Source organism: Nocardia yamanashiensis, from assembly GCF_021183565.1.
Lineage (GTDB): Bacteria > Actinomycetota > Actinomycetes > Mycobacteriales > Mycobacteriaceae > Nocardia > Nocardia yamanashiensis.
In genome coordinates, this window is record NZ_CP089226.1 from 7,509,717 (window position 1) to 7,525,951 (window position 16,235).

The 16,235-nt window shown below is 67.5% G+C and carries 16 protein-coding genes; 11 read left to right on the forward strand and 5 right to left on the reverse strand.

The window, feature by feature from the left end:
* Positions 1-41 precede the first annotated feature (41 nt).
* From LTV02_RS34550 to LTV02_RS34575, 6 genes are all read left to right on the forward strand, one after another.
* Positions 42-344 (forward strand): YggT family protein, encoded by a 303-nt coding sequence (locus LTV02_RS34550; protein ID WP_067717345.1) that lies wholly within the window; start codon positions 42-44, stop codon positions 342-344.
* A gap of 72 nt (positions 345-416) precedes the next feature.
* The gene (gene wag31 / locus LTV02_RS34555) at positions 417-1,244 is read left to right on the forward strand and encodes a DivIVA-like cell division protein Wag31 (protein WP_067717343.1); all 828 of its coding nucleotides are present in this window, start codon (positions 417-419) and stop codon (positions 1,242-1,244) included.
* Between the two features lie 102 nt (positions 1,245-1,346).
* Positions 1,347-1,550 carry a hypothetical protein gene (locus tag LTV02_RS34560; protein ID WP_233035778.1) on the forward strand — a complete coding sequence of 68 codons (204 nt, stop codon included), beginning with the start codon at positions 1,347-1,349 and terminating at the stop codon, positions 1,548-1,550.
* 333 nt (positions 1,551-1,883) lie between these two features.
* Complete coding sequence (ileS, locus tag LTV02_RS34565) at positions 1,884-5,039, forward strand: isoleucine--tRNA ligase (protein ID WP_233035779.1); 3,156 nt, start codon at positions 1,884-1,886, stop codon at positions 5,037-5,039.
* Between the two features lie 191 nt (positions 5,040-5,230).
* Positions 5,231-6,196, forward strand: a complete 966-nt coding sequence (locus tag LTV02_RS34570) for an SMP-30/gluconolactonase/LRE family protein (RefSeq protein WP_233035780.1) — start codon at positions 5,231-5,233, stop codon at positions 6,194-6,196.
* Positions 6,197-6,316: 120 nt separating this feature from the next.
* Entirely contained in the window at positions 6,317-6,853 is a 537-nt protein-coding gene (locus LTV02_RS34575; RefSeq protein WP_233035781.1) for an NlpC/P60 family protein, read from the forward strand.
* A 6-nt stretch (positions 6,854-6,859) separates the two neighbouring features.
* On the opposite strand, the gene LTV02_RS34580 is transcribed toward LTV02_RS34575, so the two are convergent.
* Positions 6,860-7,273 (reverse strand): organic hydroperoxide resistance protein, encoded by a 414-nt coding sequence (locus LTV02_RS34580; protein WP_233035782.1) that lies wholly within the window; start codon positions 7,271-7,273, stop codon positions 6,860-6,862.
* 108 nt (positions 7,274-7,381) lie between these two features.
* Here LTV02_RS34580 and LTV02_RS34585 point away from each other — a divergent pair, with 108 nt between their 5' ends.
* On the forward strand, positions 7,382-7,924 hold the full coding sequence (locus tag LTV02_RS34585) for a TetR/AcrR family transcriptional regulator (protein WP_233035783.1): 543 nt from the start codon (positions 7,382-7,384) through the stop codon (positions 7,922-7,924).
* A 21-nt stretch (positions 7,925-7,945) separates the two neighbouring features.
* On the opposite strand, the gene LTV02_RS34590 is transcribed toward LTV02_RS34585, so the two are convergent.
* Positions 7,946-8,524, reverse strand: coding sequence for a TetR/AcrR family transcriptional regulator (locus tag LTV02_RS34590; RefSeq protein WP_233035784.1), 579 nt, complete (start codon positions 8,522-8,524; stop codon positions 7,946-7,948).
* 136 nt (positions 8,525-8,660) lie between these two features.
* On the opposite strand from LTV02_RS34590, the gene LTV02_RS34595 reads away from it, so the two are divergent.
* Both LTV02_RS34595 and LTV02_RS34600 read left to right on the forward strand, forming a co-directional pair.
* Positions 8,661-9,485 (forward strand): carboxymuconolactone decarboxylase family protein, encoded by an 825-nt coding sequence (locus LTV02_RS34595; protein ID WP_233035785.1) that lies wholly within the window; start codon positions 8,661-8,663, stop codon positions 9,483-9,485.
* A gap of 80 nt (positions 9,486-9,565) precedes the next feature.
* Positions 9,566-10,873, forward strand: coding sequence for an MFS transporter (locus LTV02_RS34600; protein WP_233035786.1), 1,308 nt, complete (start codon positions 9,566-9,568; stop codon positions 10,871-10,873).
* Here the strand turns inward: LTV02_RS34600 and LTV02_RS34605 are convergent, their stop codons facing one another.
* Positions 10,874-11,914 carry a hypothetical protein gene (locus LTV02_RS34605; protein ID WP_233035787.1) on the reverse strand — a complete coding sequence of 347 codons (1,041 nt, stop codon included), beginning with the start codon at positions 11,912-11,914 and terminating at the stop codon, positions 10,874-10,876. It abuts the gene before it with no gap.
* A 53-nt stretch (positions 11,915-11,967) separates the two neighbouring features.
* Here LTV02_RS34605 and LTV02_RS34610 point away from each other — a divergent pair, with 53 nt between their 5' ends.
* Positions 11,968-12,423, forward strand: coding sequence for a MarR family winged helix-turn-helix transcriptional regulator (locus tag LTV02_RS34610; RefSeq protein WP_233035788.1), 456 nt, complete (start codon positions 11,968-11,970; stop codon positions 12,421-12,423).
* A gap of 60 nt (positions 12,424-12,483) precedes the next feature.
* Here LTV02_RS34610 and LTV02_RS34615 read toward each other — a convergent pair whose 3' ends face one another.
* Together LTV02_RS34615 and LTV02_RS34620 are read right to left on the reverse strand one after the other, a co-directional pair.
* Positions 12,484-13,581 carry an alpha/beta hydrolase gene (locus LTV02_RS34615; RefSeq protein WP_408639306.1) on the reverse strand — a complete coding sequence of 366 codons (1,098 nt, stop codon included), beginning with the start codon at positions 13,579-13,581 and terminating at the stop codon, positions 12,484-12,486.
* 133 nt (positions 13,582-13,714) lie between these two features.
* The gene (locus LTV02_RS34620; protein WP_233035790.1) at positions 13,715-14,593 is read right to left on the reverse strand and encodes a UTP--glucose-1-phosphate uridylyltransferase; all 879 of its coding nucleotides are present in this window, start codon (positions 14,591-14,593) and stop codon (positions 13,715-13,717) included.
* A 146-nt stretch (positions 14,594-14,739) separates the two neighbouring features.
* Here LTV02_RS34620 and LTV02_RS34625 point away from each other — a divergent pair, with 146 nt between their 5' ends.
* Positions 14,740-16,119, forward strand: coding sequence for a DNA polymerase IV (locus tag LTV02_RS34625; RefSeq protein ID WP_233035791.1), 1,380 nt, complete (start codon positions 14,740-14,742; stop codon positions 16,117-16,119).
* Positions 16,120-16,235: the final 116 nt, after the last annotated feature.

Sequence of the window (16,235 nt, forward strand, 5' to 3'; positions counted from 1 at the left end):
TTCTGTTTTGCTGATCATGGAATCTGAGGCAGAGTGGTCGGGTGGCCCTCTTCCAGGTGTTGTACTTGCTGCTCTTCGTCTTCTGGCTGCTGTTGATCGCCAGGGTCATCGTCGAGTTCATTCGCAGCTTCGCCCGGGACTGGCGACCCGCCGGGATCCTGGTGGTCATCCTGGAGGTGATCTTCACGATCACCGACCCTCCGGTGAAACTTCTGAGGCGTTTGATACCCCCAGTGAATCTTGGGGGAATTCGGCTCGATCTGTCGATTATGGTGCTGCTGTTTATCGTCTTCATCCTGATGACGATCACGGGCTCGCTCGGGCAGTCGGTAGCTCAGGTGTGACAGAATGGGCCGAAAGAATGCTTGCCCAGATCTACCGCTAGATCTCCATACGAAGCGTGAAGGGATCGTTCCATGCCGCTGACCCCCGCCGATGTTCATAACGTCGCGTTCAGCAAACCACCGATCGGGAAGCGCGGCTACAACGAGGATGAAGTCGACGCCTTCCTCGACCTGGTCGAGCAGGAGCTCTCACGCCTCATCGAAGAGAACGCCGATCTGCGCCAGCGGGTCGCCGAGCTGGATGCCGAACTGGCCGACGCCAAGAAGAACCGCGGCCCGGTGCAGGCGGTGAAGGGCCCGCAGGTCCCCGAGCCGGTCAAGGCCGCGCCGGTGGCCCCGCCGCCGCCCATGCCGGCTCCCGCGCCGGTCGCCCAGGTCAAGGCCGAGGCCCCGTCCGCGGACGCGAATCTGCAGGCCGCCAAGGTGCTTTCGCTGGCCCAGGAGATGGCCGACCGCCTCACCTCCGACGCCAAGACCGAGGCCGAGCAGCTCCTGGCGAATGCCAGAGCGAACTCCGAGCGCCTGGTCAGCGACGCCCGCACCCGCTCCGAAGCGATGATCGCCGACGCCCGCCAGAAGGCCGAGGCCATGCTGTCGGACGCGCAGAACCGCTCGGATTCCCAGCTCCGCCAGGCCAAGGAGAAGGCCGACGCCCTGCAGGCCGACGCCGAGCGCAAGCACACCGAGATCATGGCCACCATCACCCAGCAGCGCAGTGTGCTGGAGAGCCGGATCGAGCAGCTCAAGACCTTCGAGCGCGAGTACCGCGTGCGCCTGAAGTCCTACCTGGAATCGCAGCTGGAAGAGCTGGAGAACCGCGGCTCCGCGGTGCCGGTCGACGGCGGCGAGTTCGGCGAGGGCGCGTCCGGCAACGGCGCACTCCTGAAGGGCGGCAAGTAAACTCGTAACTACGGACATCGGTGTCGCATTGCCCGGTCCTGACGGCCGGGCGGCGCGGTACCTCCACCGCCGCTATCGACACAGCGCTAGGGGTTGGTGCTCTTGCTCGTAGTGACGCTCGTTCTCGCGGCCATCGGCTTCGGCCTACTGGTAACCGCGCTGACCACCGGTTCGGTGATCTGGGCGTGGGGCTGCATCGTGGTGTGTGTGATCGGCGCGGTGCTACTGCTGGTGAGCGCGTTGTCGCTGCGTGACGGTGACGAGGACGCCGAGTCCCGCCCCGGCGGCAGGCACGCCAGGCATTAGGTCTTCCGGCGCCAGGTTTCGGCAAGCGACCTGGACGGGCGGGCCGGGGGAATATCCACTGGACGCGCCCCGCTAGAATCGGACACAGCAGTAACACAGCAGTTCGGCGTCGATCCGGCCATCACCGGGGAGCTTTCGGAAGAACGGCGCGGGATTTCCGCGCTCACTAGAACCGAACGGGTGAGCCCGTCACAGCTCGCAATGAAGTGGTTCGGCCGCAGGAGTCTCGTCACGGCCGGGCAAGCGGGGTGGTACCGCGGTCACGGCGCACCGAGCGCCGGGATTCGTCCCCGTGCCTACCAGGTGAATGGCACGAGGAGACGAGAGGCCGCGATGGCGGACGAGACGACCACCCGAAACGCGTACCCCCGGGTCGAACTGGCCGCGACCGGCGGTCCGGTGTCGTTCCCGGACCTGGAGCAGCGCGTGCTCGAGTACTGGAGCGCCGACGACACCTTCCGGGCCAGCATCGAGAACCGTTCCGATGCAGAGGAATTCGTCTTCTACGACGGCCCGCCGTTCGCGAATGGCCTGCCGCACTACGGTCATCTGCTGACCGGATACGTCAAGGATTTGATCCCGCGTTTCCAAACCATGCGCGGTAAGAAGGTCGAACGGCGATTCGGCTGGGATACTCACGGGCTGCCCGCGGAAATCGAAGCTGAGAAGCAGCTGGGTATCACGGACAAATCACAGATCGATGCCATGGGGCTCGCGGAATTCAATGCCGCGTGTAAATCCTCGGTGCTTCGCTACACCAACGAGTGGCGCAACTATGTGACCCGTCAGGCCCGCTGGGTCGACTTCGACAACGACTACAAAACCCTCGACCTGGACTTCATGGAATCGGTCATGTGGGCGTTCAAGTCGTTGTACGACAAGGGTTTGATCTATCAGGGCTTCCGGGTGCTGCCCTACAGCTGGTACGAGCAGACCCCGCTGTCCAATCAGGAAGCGCGCCTGGACGACGCCTACCGCATGCGCCAGGATCCGGCGGTCACCGTGGACATGGTGCTGTCGGTGCCGGCGGATCATCCGCTGTCGGCCCTGAACGGCGCGAACGCGCTCATCTGGACCACCACGCCGTGGACGCTGCCGTCCAACCTCGCCATCGCCGTGCACCCGGACGTCACCTACGCCCATGTCGAGGGCAAGGACGGCAAGCGCTACCTGCTTGCCGCCGAACGCGTCTCGCACTACACGCGCGAGCTGGGCGACGAACCGGTCGTGCTGTCCGAGCACACCGGCGCGGCGCTGGCCGATCTGCGCTACGCCCCGCCGTTCGACTTCTTCCTCGGCCACCCGAACGCGCACCGCGTGCTGAACGCCGACTACGTCACCACCGACTCCGGCACCGGCATCGTCCATCTCGCACCGGCTTTCGGTGAGGAGGATATGGACGTCGCCACCGCGGCCGGCATCGAACTGGTGCAGCCGCTGGACGCGGGCGGCAAGTTCACCTCGATGGTGCCGCCGTACGAGGGCCTGATGGTCTTCGACGCCAACCCGGTCATCATCAAGGACCTCAAGGCGGCCGGAAAGCTGCTGCGGCACGAGACCATCGAGCACTCCTATCCGCACAGCTGGCGTTCCGGGCAGCCGCTCATCTACATGGCGGTGCCGTCCTGGTTCGTGGCCGTCACCAAGTTCCGTGATCGCATGGTCGAGCTCAACAAGGAGATCACCTGGGTTCCGGAGCACATCCGCGACGGCCAGTTCGGCAAATGGCTGGAGAACGCGCGCGACTGGAACATCAGCCGCAACCGCTACTGGGGCGCGCCCATCCCGGTGTGGGTGTCGGACAATCCCGAGTACCCGCGCGTGGACGTGTACGGCTCGCTCGATCAGCTCGAGCACGACTTCGGCGCGCGCCCGGCGGATCTGCACCGGCCGATGATCGACGAGCTGGTGCGCCCGAATCCCGATGACCCGACCGGGAAGTCGATGATGCGGCGCGTGCCCGAGGTCCTGGACTGCTGGTTCGAGTCCGGTTCCATGCCGTACGCGCAGGTGCACTACCCGTTCGAGAACAAGGAATGGTTCGAGGGCACCGCCGACGCGGCCCCGCACTCGCCCGGCGACTTCATCGTCGAGTACAACGGCCAGACCCGCGGCTGGTTCTACAACCTGCACGTGCTCTCGACCGCGCTCTTCGACCGCCCGGCGTTCAAATCGGTGGTGGCGCACGGCATCGTGCTCGGCGACGACGGCATGAAGATGTCGAAGTCCAAGGGCAACTACCCGAACGTCAACGAGGTCTTCGACCGCGACGGCTCGGACGCCATGCGCTGGTTCCTGATGGCGTCCCCGGTCCTGCGCGGCGGCAACCTGATCGTCACCGAGCGCGGCATCCGCGAAGGCGTCAGCCATGCGCTGCGCCCGCTGTGGAACGCGTGGACCTTCCTGCAGCTGTACGCCTCGACGCCCGGCACCTGGCGCACCGACTCCAGCAATGTGCTGGACCGGTACATCCTGGCCAAGCTGGCGCAGACCCGCGACGTCATGACCGAGGCGCTCGAGGTCTTCGACATCGCCGGAGCCTGTGACGAGCTGCGCTCGTTCGCCGACGCGCTCACCAACTGGTATGTGCGCCGGTCGCGTTCGCGCTTCTGGGAGGAGGATCGCGACGCCATCGACACCCTGCACACGGTCCTCGAGGTGACCACGCGGCTGGCGGCTCCGCTGCTGCCGCTGCTCACCGAGGTGATCTGGCGGGGCCTGACCGGCGGCCGTTCGGTGCATCTGACCGATTGGCCGGCCGCGACCGATCTGCCCGCCGATCCGGACCTGGTCTCGGCCATGGACGAGGTGCGCACGGTGTGCTCGACGGTGCTGAGCCTGCGCAAGGCGCAGAACCTGCGGGTGCGGCTGCCGCTGTCGGAGGTGACCGTGGCCGCCGCCGACGCGGAACGACTGAGCCAGTTCGCCGAGCTGATCGCCGACGAGGTCAACGTCAAGAAGGTCGACCTCACCACCGATGTGGCCGCGCACGGCCGCTTCGAGCTGGTCGTGAACGCCCGGGCCGCCGGTCCGCGCCTGGGCAAGCAGGTGCAGACGGTCATCAAGGCGGTCAAGGCCGGCGAGTGGAGCGAGGCCGCCGACGGCACCGTGACCGCCGCGGGCATCGCGCTGCTGCCCGAGGAGTACACCCAGCGCCTGGTCGCCGCCGAACCCGAATCCACCGCCGCGCTGCCCGGCAATAGCGGTCTGGTGGTGCTGGATTCGGTGGTCACCGAGGAATTGGAGGCCGAGGGCTGGGCCCGCGACCTGATCCGCGATCTGCAGGAGACCCGCAAGTCCCTGGGCCTGGACGTCTCCGACCGCATCACCGTGGTGCTGGATGTCCCGGCCGAGCGGCTGGGCTGGGCGGAGACGCACCGCGAGCTGATCGCCGGAGAGATCCTGGCGACCGCACTCACTTTCGGCGATGCGGGCGCGGGCGCGGCCGAGATCGTCGGCGGTGTGAAGGCGGCGATCACCAAGGCGTGATCGCGGCCGCCGCCACGGCGGCGGGTGTGAGGTGAGACAGGGGCGGGATCCGTACGGGTCCCGCCCCTGTCGCACGCTGTGATGTCGAGACCGTGGCCGTTTCCGTCATGTCGCTCCCGCGGCAGCGCGCTTGCGGCGACTAACATAGCCATCTGCTATGTCCGATTGATCCTTTTGTCGAAAGGTTCAGCATGCGGGGCAAGCGATTGGCGGTGCTGCTGGTGCTGTGCGCGGCGGGTTGCGCGGTGCGGCAGGGGGATATCGAAGTTCCGGGCACCACGACCGCCGACGGCAATGCCGCGGTGACGGCCCCGGCCCCGGTGGCGAAAACCGCGGTCCTCGAGGGGTTCTCGGCCCCGGAATCGGTGTACTTCGCGGGCGATCGGGTGTTCGTGTCCAATATGGGCACCGCCGATCGGAGCGCGAAGGACGGTGACGGCTTCCTTTCCGAACTCACCTCGGCGGGCACCATGGTGGAGCCGAAAGCCCTGCCGCGCGAGGGTGATCCGGTGCTCGACGCCCCGAAGGGCATGGCGCACATCGGCAATCGCCTGTACGTGTCCGATGTGAACCGAATCGTCGGCTACGACATGGACACTCGTGAGCAGGTATTCGAAGCGACCATGAGCACCGCCCGGCTGCTCAACGGGCTGGCGGTGCTGAACCCGACCACGCTGCTGGTGACCGACACCTTGGCCTCGTCGCTGTATCGGCTGGATCTGGACTCGCGGCAGTTCGCCCTCGTCGCCGACGGCATGTCCGGCGCGAACGGCATCGCCCTCGATCCCGCCGGTCAGGTGGCGTACGTGGCGGCCATGGGCGTGGATTTCGGCGGCGGCAATGTGTACCGCCTCGACCTGGCCGCGGCCCCGGTGACCCCGGTCCGGGTGGGCACCCTGTTCGGCATCCACGACGGCATGGCGGTGCGCCCGAACGGCGATCTGGTTGTCTCCGACTGGGTTTCGACGCCCGGCGACGAGCCCGGCACGGTCACCGTCTACGACCCGGAGGGCATCGCGCTGGCTCCGGTCGTGGTCTCCGCGCCCCTGCACGGCCCCACCGGTTTCGCTCTCGACCCCGACGGCATGAGCATCTGGATTCCCTCGTTGATCGACAACCGCGTGGTCCTCGCCCCGCTCCCCGCGACGGCTACGTGACCTGGATCTCGAGACACGCCCGGTTTGTACCCCTTGTGGCCAGTGTGGCTGATGCGATAGAACAGCTAATTGATAGCAATCGAGTTGTTCACGGCATTACCTGATGCAAGGGGCAAGTGCATGACACGCAGACTGCTACGCCGATTAGCCGTATCCCTACTCTCGATCGCGACGTTGACGGTGCCCAATGCCGTACTGGCGAGCTCCGCCTCGGCGGATTCCGGTTCTGCTTCGGGCTCTTCCTCGGGTAGTGCGAGTGGTTCTGCCTCCGGTAGCGCCAGCGGTTCAGCAAATCTTCCGCTAGCAAGCCCGCGCGCCATGGTCGCGCTCACCCTGGCCACCACCCAGACCGGTAAGCCGTATCTGTGGGGCGGCACCGGCCCCGATGCCTGGGACTGCTCCGGGTTGGTGCAGTGGGCCTTTCGCAGCGTCGGCATCGATATGCCGCGCACCACCTGGCAGCAGGCGGACGCGGGGCTCGAAGTCCCTTACGGCGCACTGCAACCCGGCGACATCATCATTCTGAACGGCGACGCCTCCCACGTCGGCATCTACGCGGGAGGCGGCAATGTGTTCAATGCCCACAGTCCGGGCGTGCCGGTCGGCCTCACCCCGCTGTCGGACTTCGAGATCTACGACATTCGCCGCTTCTACTGAATCGCGTTACTCCACAACCAGTTCCACCGGGATATTGCCCCGGGTGGCGTTCGAGTACGGGCACACCTGGTGCGCGGTCTCGACGAGCTGCTTGCCGGTCTCGTTGTGCAGATGCTCGGGCAGTTCCACGCGCAGCACGACCGAGAGCGAGAAACCGCCGCCCTCCTTGGCGTTCAGCCCGACCTCGGCCGTCACCGCCGCGTCCTCGGCCTCGATCTTCATGCGCTTGGCGACCAGCTGCAGCGCGCTGGCGAAACAGGCCGAGTAGCCGGCCGCGAACAGCTGTTCGGGATTGGTGCCCTGGCCGTCGCCGCCGAGCTCCTTCGGTCGCGCGAGGGTCAGATCGAGAATGCCGTCATCGCTGACCGAGCGGCCTTCGCGGCCGACCGAGGTGGCTACTGCGGTGTACATGGGGGCCATGATTCCTCCTAGACAGACTTGTCTGTTCACTTCGCGTTCGAGAGTAGACAGATCTGTCTGCTATCGTCAACAGTGAGATTCCGATTCGGAAGGAAGTGCAGGTCAGCGATGAGCGAAGCGCGTGAGCGGCTGCTCGACACCGCCACCCGGCTGTTCTACGCCGAGGGCATTCACACGGTGGGCATCGACCGCATCATCGCCGAGGCCGGCATCGCCAAGGCCACCTTCTACCGGCATTTCAAGACCAAGGAGGACTTGGTCGTGGCCTATCTGATCCGCGAGTACGAGCGGCAGCGCGGCGTGCTGGAAGCGGTGCCCGGCGACGGCGTCGACAGCATCGCGGCGATCTTCGAACGGCTCGGCGAACTCAGCTGCGGGCCCGGCTTCCGAGGTTGCCCGTTTCTCAATGCGGCCGTGGAGTTTCCGGATCCCGGCCATACCGTGCGCAAGGTGGTGGACGACTACCGCGCCTGGTTCCGCGATCTGATGGCCGATCGGCTGACCGCTGCCGGGCACGGCGACCCGGAGGGAACGGCCCGCGCGCTGCTGCTGACCCGCGACGGCGTGGCCGTCAGCGGCGGCGTCGGCGATGCCGAGACGGTGCGGGCCGGTGTGCGAACCGCCTTGGCGCACTTGGGTTCCCGGTGCTGATTCCCGTGGCCTGACTTCGGGTCAGCCGCGCGGGCGCAGGCCGTCGAGGACCTGCTCGACCAGTGCGGGGGAGTCGGCGACGTCGGCGACGCCGAGCAGGAAGCGGAAATAGACCGGGCCGTAGAGCAGCTGGACCATGGTCGCGGTGGGCAGATCGGCGCGCAATTGCCCGGCGGCGACGGCGATTTCGAGGCGGGCCCGGCACTGGGTGGCGCGCGGTTCGATGATCGTCGCGCGCACCGCCTCGGCCAGCCGCGGATCGGTCTGGGCCTCGGCGATCACGCCGCGATAGACCCCGCCCACCTCGCCCGCGAGGGCTTTCGACAGACCCGTGAACTGGGTTCGCAGGTCGGCCGCGATATCGCCGGTGTCGGGAAAGTCGGTGGCGCTGCCGAGCTGCTCGTTGATGGTGTCCAGCGCCAGCGCGCCCTTGGACGGCCACCAGCGGTAAATGGTCTGCTTGCCGACCCCGGCCCGCGCGGCGATCGCCTCGATGGTGAGTTTGCCGTAGCCATTGCGCACGGCCAGGTCCCAGGTGGCGTCCAGAATGGCCTGATGGGAGCGCGGACTGCGTAATTCCGGATTCGGGGGTGGGGTCACGGGGTAGATCCTAGCGTGGAACGAGACGCAACGTCTCGTCTTGACAGTCCATCCGGCCCGGGGCTAGCGTCATGACACGAGACGGACCGTCTCGTTCGCTGAGGTAGATCCCCGCACATCGTCGAAGGAAGCCGCCATGAGCACGCACGCCGAGCACTCCGAGACCGCCGCCGCCCGCTTCGAGCGCGGGCTCACCGTCCTGGATCGGGTCGGCGGGCCGAACGGCCGGGCCGTCGTCGAATCACTCGCCGATATCGCCCCCGACCTCGGCCGCTATGTCGTCGAATTCGGTTACGGCGATATCTATTCGCGTCCCGGCCTCACCCTGCCGCAGCGTCAGGCCGTCAATGTCGCCGCGCTCACCGCGCTCGGCTTCGCCGCCCCGCAGCTGCGCTGGCACATCGACGGGGCGCTCAATGTCGGCGTCACGCCCGCCGAAATCGTCGAGATCATCGTGCACACCGCGATTTACGCGGGCTTCCCGGCTGCGCTCAACGGCCTCACCGTCGCCCGGGCCGCCTTCGCCGATCGGCCCGAGGCCGGAAACCCGGTGTCCGCCAGCGCTATCCGGCCCGGGGAAACCACCGAACAGCGCTACCAACGCGGCCTGGCCAAACTCACCGAGGTCGATGGCGCGGCCGCCGACCACGTCCTGGCCGCCCTCGCCGATATCGCCCCGGACCTGGCCCGCTACCTCATCGAATTCTGTTTCGGCGACGTCTATTCGCGCCCCGGCCTGGACCTGAAGACCCGCGAACTGGCCACCGTCGCCGCCTGCACCGTGCTCGGCACCGCCGGCCCGCAATTGCGCGTCCACCTGCACGGGCTGCTCAATGTGGGCGGCACCGAGCAGGAAGCCGTGGAGACCATCATCCAGATGGCGGGCTACGGCGGCTTCCCGGCCGCCATCAATGCCATCGGCGCGGCCCGCGAGGTGTTCGCCGAGCGCAAGCCGGAGTGAAACCCCGGGCCCGCCGCCGCCGTCCGTGCGAACATTGCCGCGCCCTTGCTGTTCGACTTCGACGCGCGAGGAGGAAACGCATGGACGATGTGACCGCGGTGGGACGGGCGGCGGCGCCGGTGAATTCGGGGCGGCGGATCGCGGTGGCGAGCTTCGTCGGCACCGCGATCGAGTACTACGACTACTACATCTACGGCACCGCGGCGGCGCTGGTGCTGAACAAGCTGTTCTTCCCCACCTTGTCGGCGTTCGCGGGCACGCTCGCAGCGCTGGCCACCTTCGCCATCGGGTTCATCGCCCGGCCGCTCGGCGCGGTGCTCTTCGGTCATTTCGGGGACCGGATCGGGCGCAAGGCCACACTGGTGGTTTCACTGCTGCTCATGGGATTGTCCACGGCCGCCGTGGGTTTGCTGCCCGGCTACGGCACGCTCGGCATCGCCGCGCCGATCCTGCTGGTGGTGCTGCGGGTGTTGCAGGGCATCGGGCTCGGCGGTGAATGGGGCGGCGCCGCACTGCTTTCCACCGAACACGCACCGGCCGGGCGACGGGGACTGTTCGCGGCAGCCGCCCAGATGGGCGCGCCCGTAGGGTTTTTCGCCGCCACCGCGATCTTCTGGGCGTTGTCGAGCGGGTTGTCCGACGCCGCCTTCGAATCCTGGGGCTGGCGGATCCCGTTCCTGCTGTCGTTCGCCCTGGTCTTCGTCGGACTGCGGATTCGCTTGCGAGTGGCGGAGACTCCGGTTTTCGCCGCCCTCGTCGCGGATCGGGAAGCGCGGCGCGCACCGCTGGTCTCGGTCGTTCGCCGCTATCCGCGCGAACTGCTGCTGGGCGCGGGCGGGATCGTGGTGTCCTACGTGCTGTTCTACACGGTGGCCACCTACTGTCTGAGCTATGCCACCAAGACCCTGCACGTCCCGCGGAACACCATGCTGGCAAGTACTTCGGTGGCCGTCGTGGTGCTGGGCGTGACGACCTTGCTGGTGGCCCGGCAATCGGATCGCACCGGCCGCCGGGTGCTGCTGCTCGGCGGTGCGGCGCTCGCCATGGTCTTCAGCCCGGCGCTGTTTCCCCTGTTGGACACCAGGAATCCGGTGCTGATCACGGTCGGGCTCTCCGGTGCGCTGTGCTGTATGGGCATCGTCTACGGTCCGCTCGGCGCGTTCCTGCCGGAGCTGTTCGGCACCGATGTCCGCTACACCGGCGCGGGCATCGCCTACAACCTGGGCGGCGTATCGGGCGGCGGCATCGCGCCTTTGGTGATCGCGCAACTGGGGGAGAGCTACGGTTCGGGGGCCATCGGCTGGTTCATGAGCGCGATGGCGCTGTGCTCCCTGCTGTGCCTCGTCGCACTGCCGGAGACGCGCCATCGCGCCCTGGATCGGGTCTGATCAGACGCCGACCGCTTCTTCCATCTCCTCCTCGGCCTCTTCCCGGGCCTCGTGCCGCGCCGCGGAATCCGGGCTCACGGCGGGGCGCTGCTGCCGCTCGCGCAGCGCCGCCAGGCCGATGAGCACGAAACCGGCTGCCAGCCAGGCGATCAGGGTCGCCAGGTGCCCGGTGAATCCGGTGCGGCCGAAGTACAGCAGGCTGCGCGCGCCCTCGACGAACCCGGCGCCGTTCCAGAAGGAATGCAGGACACCGAAGAAGTCGTGCTGCAACCACGGGCTGTACACGCCGCCGGAGGTGGTGAAGTTGAGCATAACGAACAGCACCATCATGACCAGGGTGGTCCAGCGCTGCAGGAAGGTGTGCAGCCCGATGCCGATGGTGAGAATGCCCGCCGAGTAGATCCACGACATGGCCCAGATGCCGGCGTAATCGTGGTCGATGATGTGAAAGACCGGACCGGCCAGCACGATTCCGATAATGCTGACCGCCAGCGAGGTCCCGATGGCGAACAGCGCGCGAATCCGCATGGACAGCCCCGCGCCCGCCGCGCCGATGGCGGCCACGCTGCCGTACGAGCCGATGGACAACGCCACCAGCAGGAAGAACAAGCCCTGCGCGGTCGGATCACCCGAACTGGGCGGGGCCACATCGGTAATGGTCAGCGGCACGCCCTGCTGCGCCGCCACCGGCGTGAAGACCAGTTCGGTGGCCATGGCCGTGGTGTCGGATCCGGCCTTGGCGACCAGCAGTTCGGGATGCTGCGGGTCCGGGAGGTAGGCCCCGGCCAGTTTGCGATCCATCAGTTCGCCGACGGCGGCGTCGCGGCTGGGCAGGGTGACGACGTCGAGTTTGTCGCCGCCCTTGTCCTTCAGCGTCTGCGCCAGCACCTTGACCTGCGGGGCGTCGCCGACCACCGCCACCGCGAGCCGGTTGGGCTCGGGCTGGTGGAACGCGCCCAGGTAGGCGAGGCCCATGCCGACGCACATCAGCAGGGGGGTGAGCAGATGGGTGGCGACATGCCGGATCTGATGCGAGGCCATGGAATCTCCGAACAGTTGGTAAATGCAACTATATGAGGTTGTACTATACAACTATGAGCGGCGAAACGGTATTCCCCGGGGGCGAACCCGGTCGTGACCAGGCCATCGAGGTGATTCAGCGCGAGCTCACCGCCTTCGCGCGCCGGGCCCGGGGCCGGGCCGCCGAACTGCATCCGGAGCTGTCGCTGGTCGCCTCCAGCGTGCTCGACCTGGTCATCGAGCGCGACGGCTGCCTGGCCGCCGATCTGGCCGGGCACTTCCACCTCGACAAATCCACCGTGAGCCGGCAGGTGTCGGCCCTCGAACAGCTCGGCTACCTGGTCCGCGAGGTCGATCCGGCCAATCGCCGCAACCACATCCTGCGGGCGACCCCGGAAGGGCGGCGGGTGGCGCGCGCGGCCGCCCGCAGCCGCGCCGACGCCTTCACCGAGCGCTTCCAGGACTGGGACGACGGCGATGTGGCGCGGCTGGCGGCGTATCTGGTCCGCTACAACGCCGCCGACGAATAGACCGGGCCCGTCTCGCCGGTCGGGGCGAGACCTTCCGCTGGAAGGTGAGCGCGTAGCCGCTCAGGACTCCGGCAACTCCAGCCCCTTGGCCAGGACCGGCCACGAACTGCGCAGCGCGTCCTGCCAATACCCCCACGAATGCGTGCCCGCCTGGCTGATGTCGAAGGTCGCCGGAATCTGCAACTGCTGCAACCGCACCTGCATGTTGCGCGCGCACCAGTCGCTGGCCGCCTCCAGCACGCCACCGACCAGCAACTGCTGCATCAGCCCGCCGTCGTTGGGCCCGAGCGTCCGCACATCGGTGAGGGTGTCGTGCCGGCCCGGCAGGCCGCTGCCATTGGAGATGTAGAGCCCGAGGCCCCGCAAACCCTCGGCATGCACGTACGGATCATTGGCCGCCCACATCGGATCCTCCGGCGGCCCATACATATTCGCCGGATTGCCGCCGCCGATCGACACCACCAGCTCGGCGAACTGCCGCCCGATCGGATCGCTGATCTGCGCGCACCCGCTGTAGGCCGCCACCGCCCGGTACAGTCCCGGCCTGGCCAGCGGCAGCTGCAGCACCGACGTCCCCGACATCGACATCCCGGCAATGGCATTGACCCCGTTGGTGTCCAGGGCCCCGTCGATGATCGGCGGCAGCTCCTCGGTCAGGAAGGTCTTCCACTTGTTCACGCCGAGCTTGGGATCGCTGGTCTGCCAATCGGTGTAGTAGCTGAACGCGCCGCCGATGGGCATCACCACGTTCACGTTCTTGTCGGCGAAGAACTGCACCGAATCGGTATTGCGCTTCCAGGTGGCGGTGTCCTGCCCGCCGCCGGCGCCGTTGAGCATGTACAGCACCGGCCGCGGTGCGGTGGCGTCGGCGGGCCGCTGCACCTCCACCCGCACCTCGGTGTTCATGGCCGCCGAACGCACCCGCAGGGTGAGGTTGTGGGCGTCCACGATCTCGAAACCGGCGATGGCCGAGCCGTCCTCGGAGACCGGGGTATCGGCGAGCGTCGCGGTGCTCGTGATGGGATCCCGTGGCGCCGCCGCGGCTTCGGCGCCCCACCAAGCGGTCGGCGAACTCCCCAGCAAACACACAGCGGCAGCGAGCGCCGACGCTCGTGCACCATATCCACTACGCAAGATCCAAACCTCTTGTACATCCATACGTGATTCGAGAGAGCTGATCGCGAATCCGTTATGAGTGTTTCAGATTTGCCGGGATCTTGGGGAGACTCATAGGTGGCACCCGGCCCATGTGTGCCGGACCACCTTGTGGAACAGGGCCGTTACATTCGGACTACTCCTCGACGAGACCACGCAGCACCGGCCCGTAGTCCGGATGCGCCAGCGCCGAGGCGAACTGGGCCACCAGATAGTCGGCCGGATTGCCGGTGTCGTACCAGCGCCCGCGAATCACCTGGCCGTACACCGGGTTAGCGGCCGCGAACAGATTGATGGCATCGGTCAGATACACCTCGCCGGTGCGATGGGTGTACCAATTGTCCACCTGCGCACGCAGTTCGGCGATGATGCCGGGCGTCACCACATAACCGCCGATGGCGGCGTACGAGGACGGCGCGTCCGCGGGCTTCGGCTTCTCCTTCAGCCCGCTGATCCGCATCAGGCCCTCGCCGACGGTGTCCTCGACGACCGGCACGCCGTAGCGCTGGGATTCGGCCGGGTCCATCGGCATCAGCGCCAGCACCGGCGCATCGGTCTTGACGTAGGCGTCGATGAGTTGCTGGGCGCGCGGCACTTCGGCCACGAACACGTCGTCGGGCCACAGCACCAGCATGGGTTCGTCGCCGAGATTGCGGGCGGCGTTCAGTACCGGGGTGCCGTTGCCGTAGGGGCCGTGCTGATCCAGATAGGTGATGTGGCCCTGCCGGCTCAGCTCGCCGACCTCCTCGACGGCGTCGGCGTAGGCCGCCTTGCCATCGGCGCGCAATTGCGCGACCAGGGCCGGATTGGGGCGGAAGTGGTCCTGGATCAACGACTTTCCGCCGCTGACCACGATGGTGATATCGGTGATGCCGGAGGCGACCAGCTCGCGGACCGTGTGTTCGATGACCGGTTTGTCGCCGACCGGGAGCATCTCCTTGGGGATCGCCTTGGTCAGCGGTAGCAGGCGGGAACCGATGCCGGCGGCGGGGATCACGGCCTTGCGAATCGTCATTACCCGATCATCACACACCGGCGCTTACGTACCTGTCGGTAGCCGCGCGTAGATTCCCGATTGTGAACCCCCCTGCCCGAAATCCGAGCGAGCGTATCGTGCCTGGTCACGGCTCTGAAGCCGGTTCGGACGGGTTAGCCGGGGCGATGCTGCACCCGGATTCGCGCCCGGGCCGGCGCTGGGTGCTGCACATCGACATGGACGCCTTCTTCGCCTCGGTGGAACAGCTCACCAGGCCGACCCTGCGCGGGCGGCCGGTCCTGGTGGGCGGCATGGGCGGGCGCGGCGTGGTGGCCGGGGCCAGCTACGAGGCACGGGTGTTCGGGGCGCGGTCGGCCATGCCCATGCATATGGCGCGGCGGCTGGTGGGCGGCGGCGCGGTGGTGGTGCCGCCGCGCGGCGCGGTGTACGGGGAGCTGAGCGGGCAGGTGTTCGAGGCGCTGCGGTCGCGGATTCCGGTGCTGGAGACGCTGTCCTTCGACGAGGCGTTCGGCGAACCGGCCGAGCTGGCCGGGCGGCCGGCCGCGGCGGTGCTCGAATTCTGCGAGGAATTGCGGGCATTGGTGCGCGAGCGCACCGGCCTGGTCGCTTCGGTGGGCGCGGGCAGCGGCAAACAGCTCGCCAAGATCGCCTCCGGCCTCGCCAAACCCGATGGCGTGCGGGTGATTTCCCCCGCCGAACAGCAGGGTTTCCTGGCGGCGCTGCCGGTCGGCAAGCTGTGGGGCGTCGGGCCGGTCACCCAAAGCCGTTTGCGCTCATTGGGTATCGAGACGGTGGGCGCGCTGGCGGCGCTGCCGGAAACCGAGGTCACCTCGATTCTCGGCAATGCCATGGGCATCGCGCTGCACCGGCTGGCGCGCGGCATCGACGACCGGCCGGTGGCCGAACGCGCCGAGGCCAAGCAGATCAGCGCCGAAACCACCTACGAGACCGACATTCTCACCCTCGCGCAGCTGCGCCCGGCCATCGACGCCATGGCGGTGTCAGCGCACCGGCGGCTCACCGAGGACGGCCGGGCGGCGCGCACGGTGGTGCTCAAACTCAAGAAGTCCGACATGTCCATCGTGACCAGATCGTCCACCCTGCCTTATGCCACCGAGGATTTGACGACGCTGACCGCCGCCGCGCAGCGCTCGGCCATCGATCCGGCGGAACTGGGCCCGATCCGCCTGGTGGGCGTCGGTTTCGCGGGTTTGTCGGAGATTCGCCAGGAATCGCTGTTCCCGGAGCTGGATCAAACCGTCGAGACCGCCGAATCGGTCTCGGAGGAACCGACTCTCGGCCTCGCCGAAGTCCCCGAACCGCCGCCCGTGCCGCCGCCGACCAGGTCCTACACCACCCAGATCTGGTATCCCGGCCTGGATGTCGAGCATCCGGAGTACGGTCATGGCTGGGTGCAGGGCGCGGGCCACGGCGTGGTGACGGTCCGCTTCGAGACTCGTTCCAGCGGACCGGGTCCGGCACGCACCTTCGCCACCGAAGATCCGCAGCTGAGACGCGCTGATCCGCTCGGCAGCCTCGCGTGAACCGACGGGATTCCCGCTCTAAGGGGCAAATCGCCGAATTATGAGGATTCGGACTGAAAGTGCCGCGGCACCGCTTCCGGAGTCGGTTTCGCAGCCGACTCGTTGGTAGTCTCGGC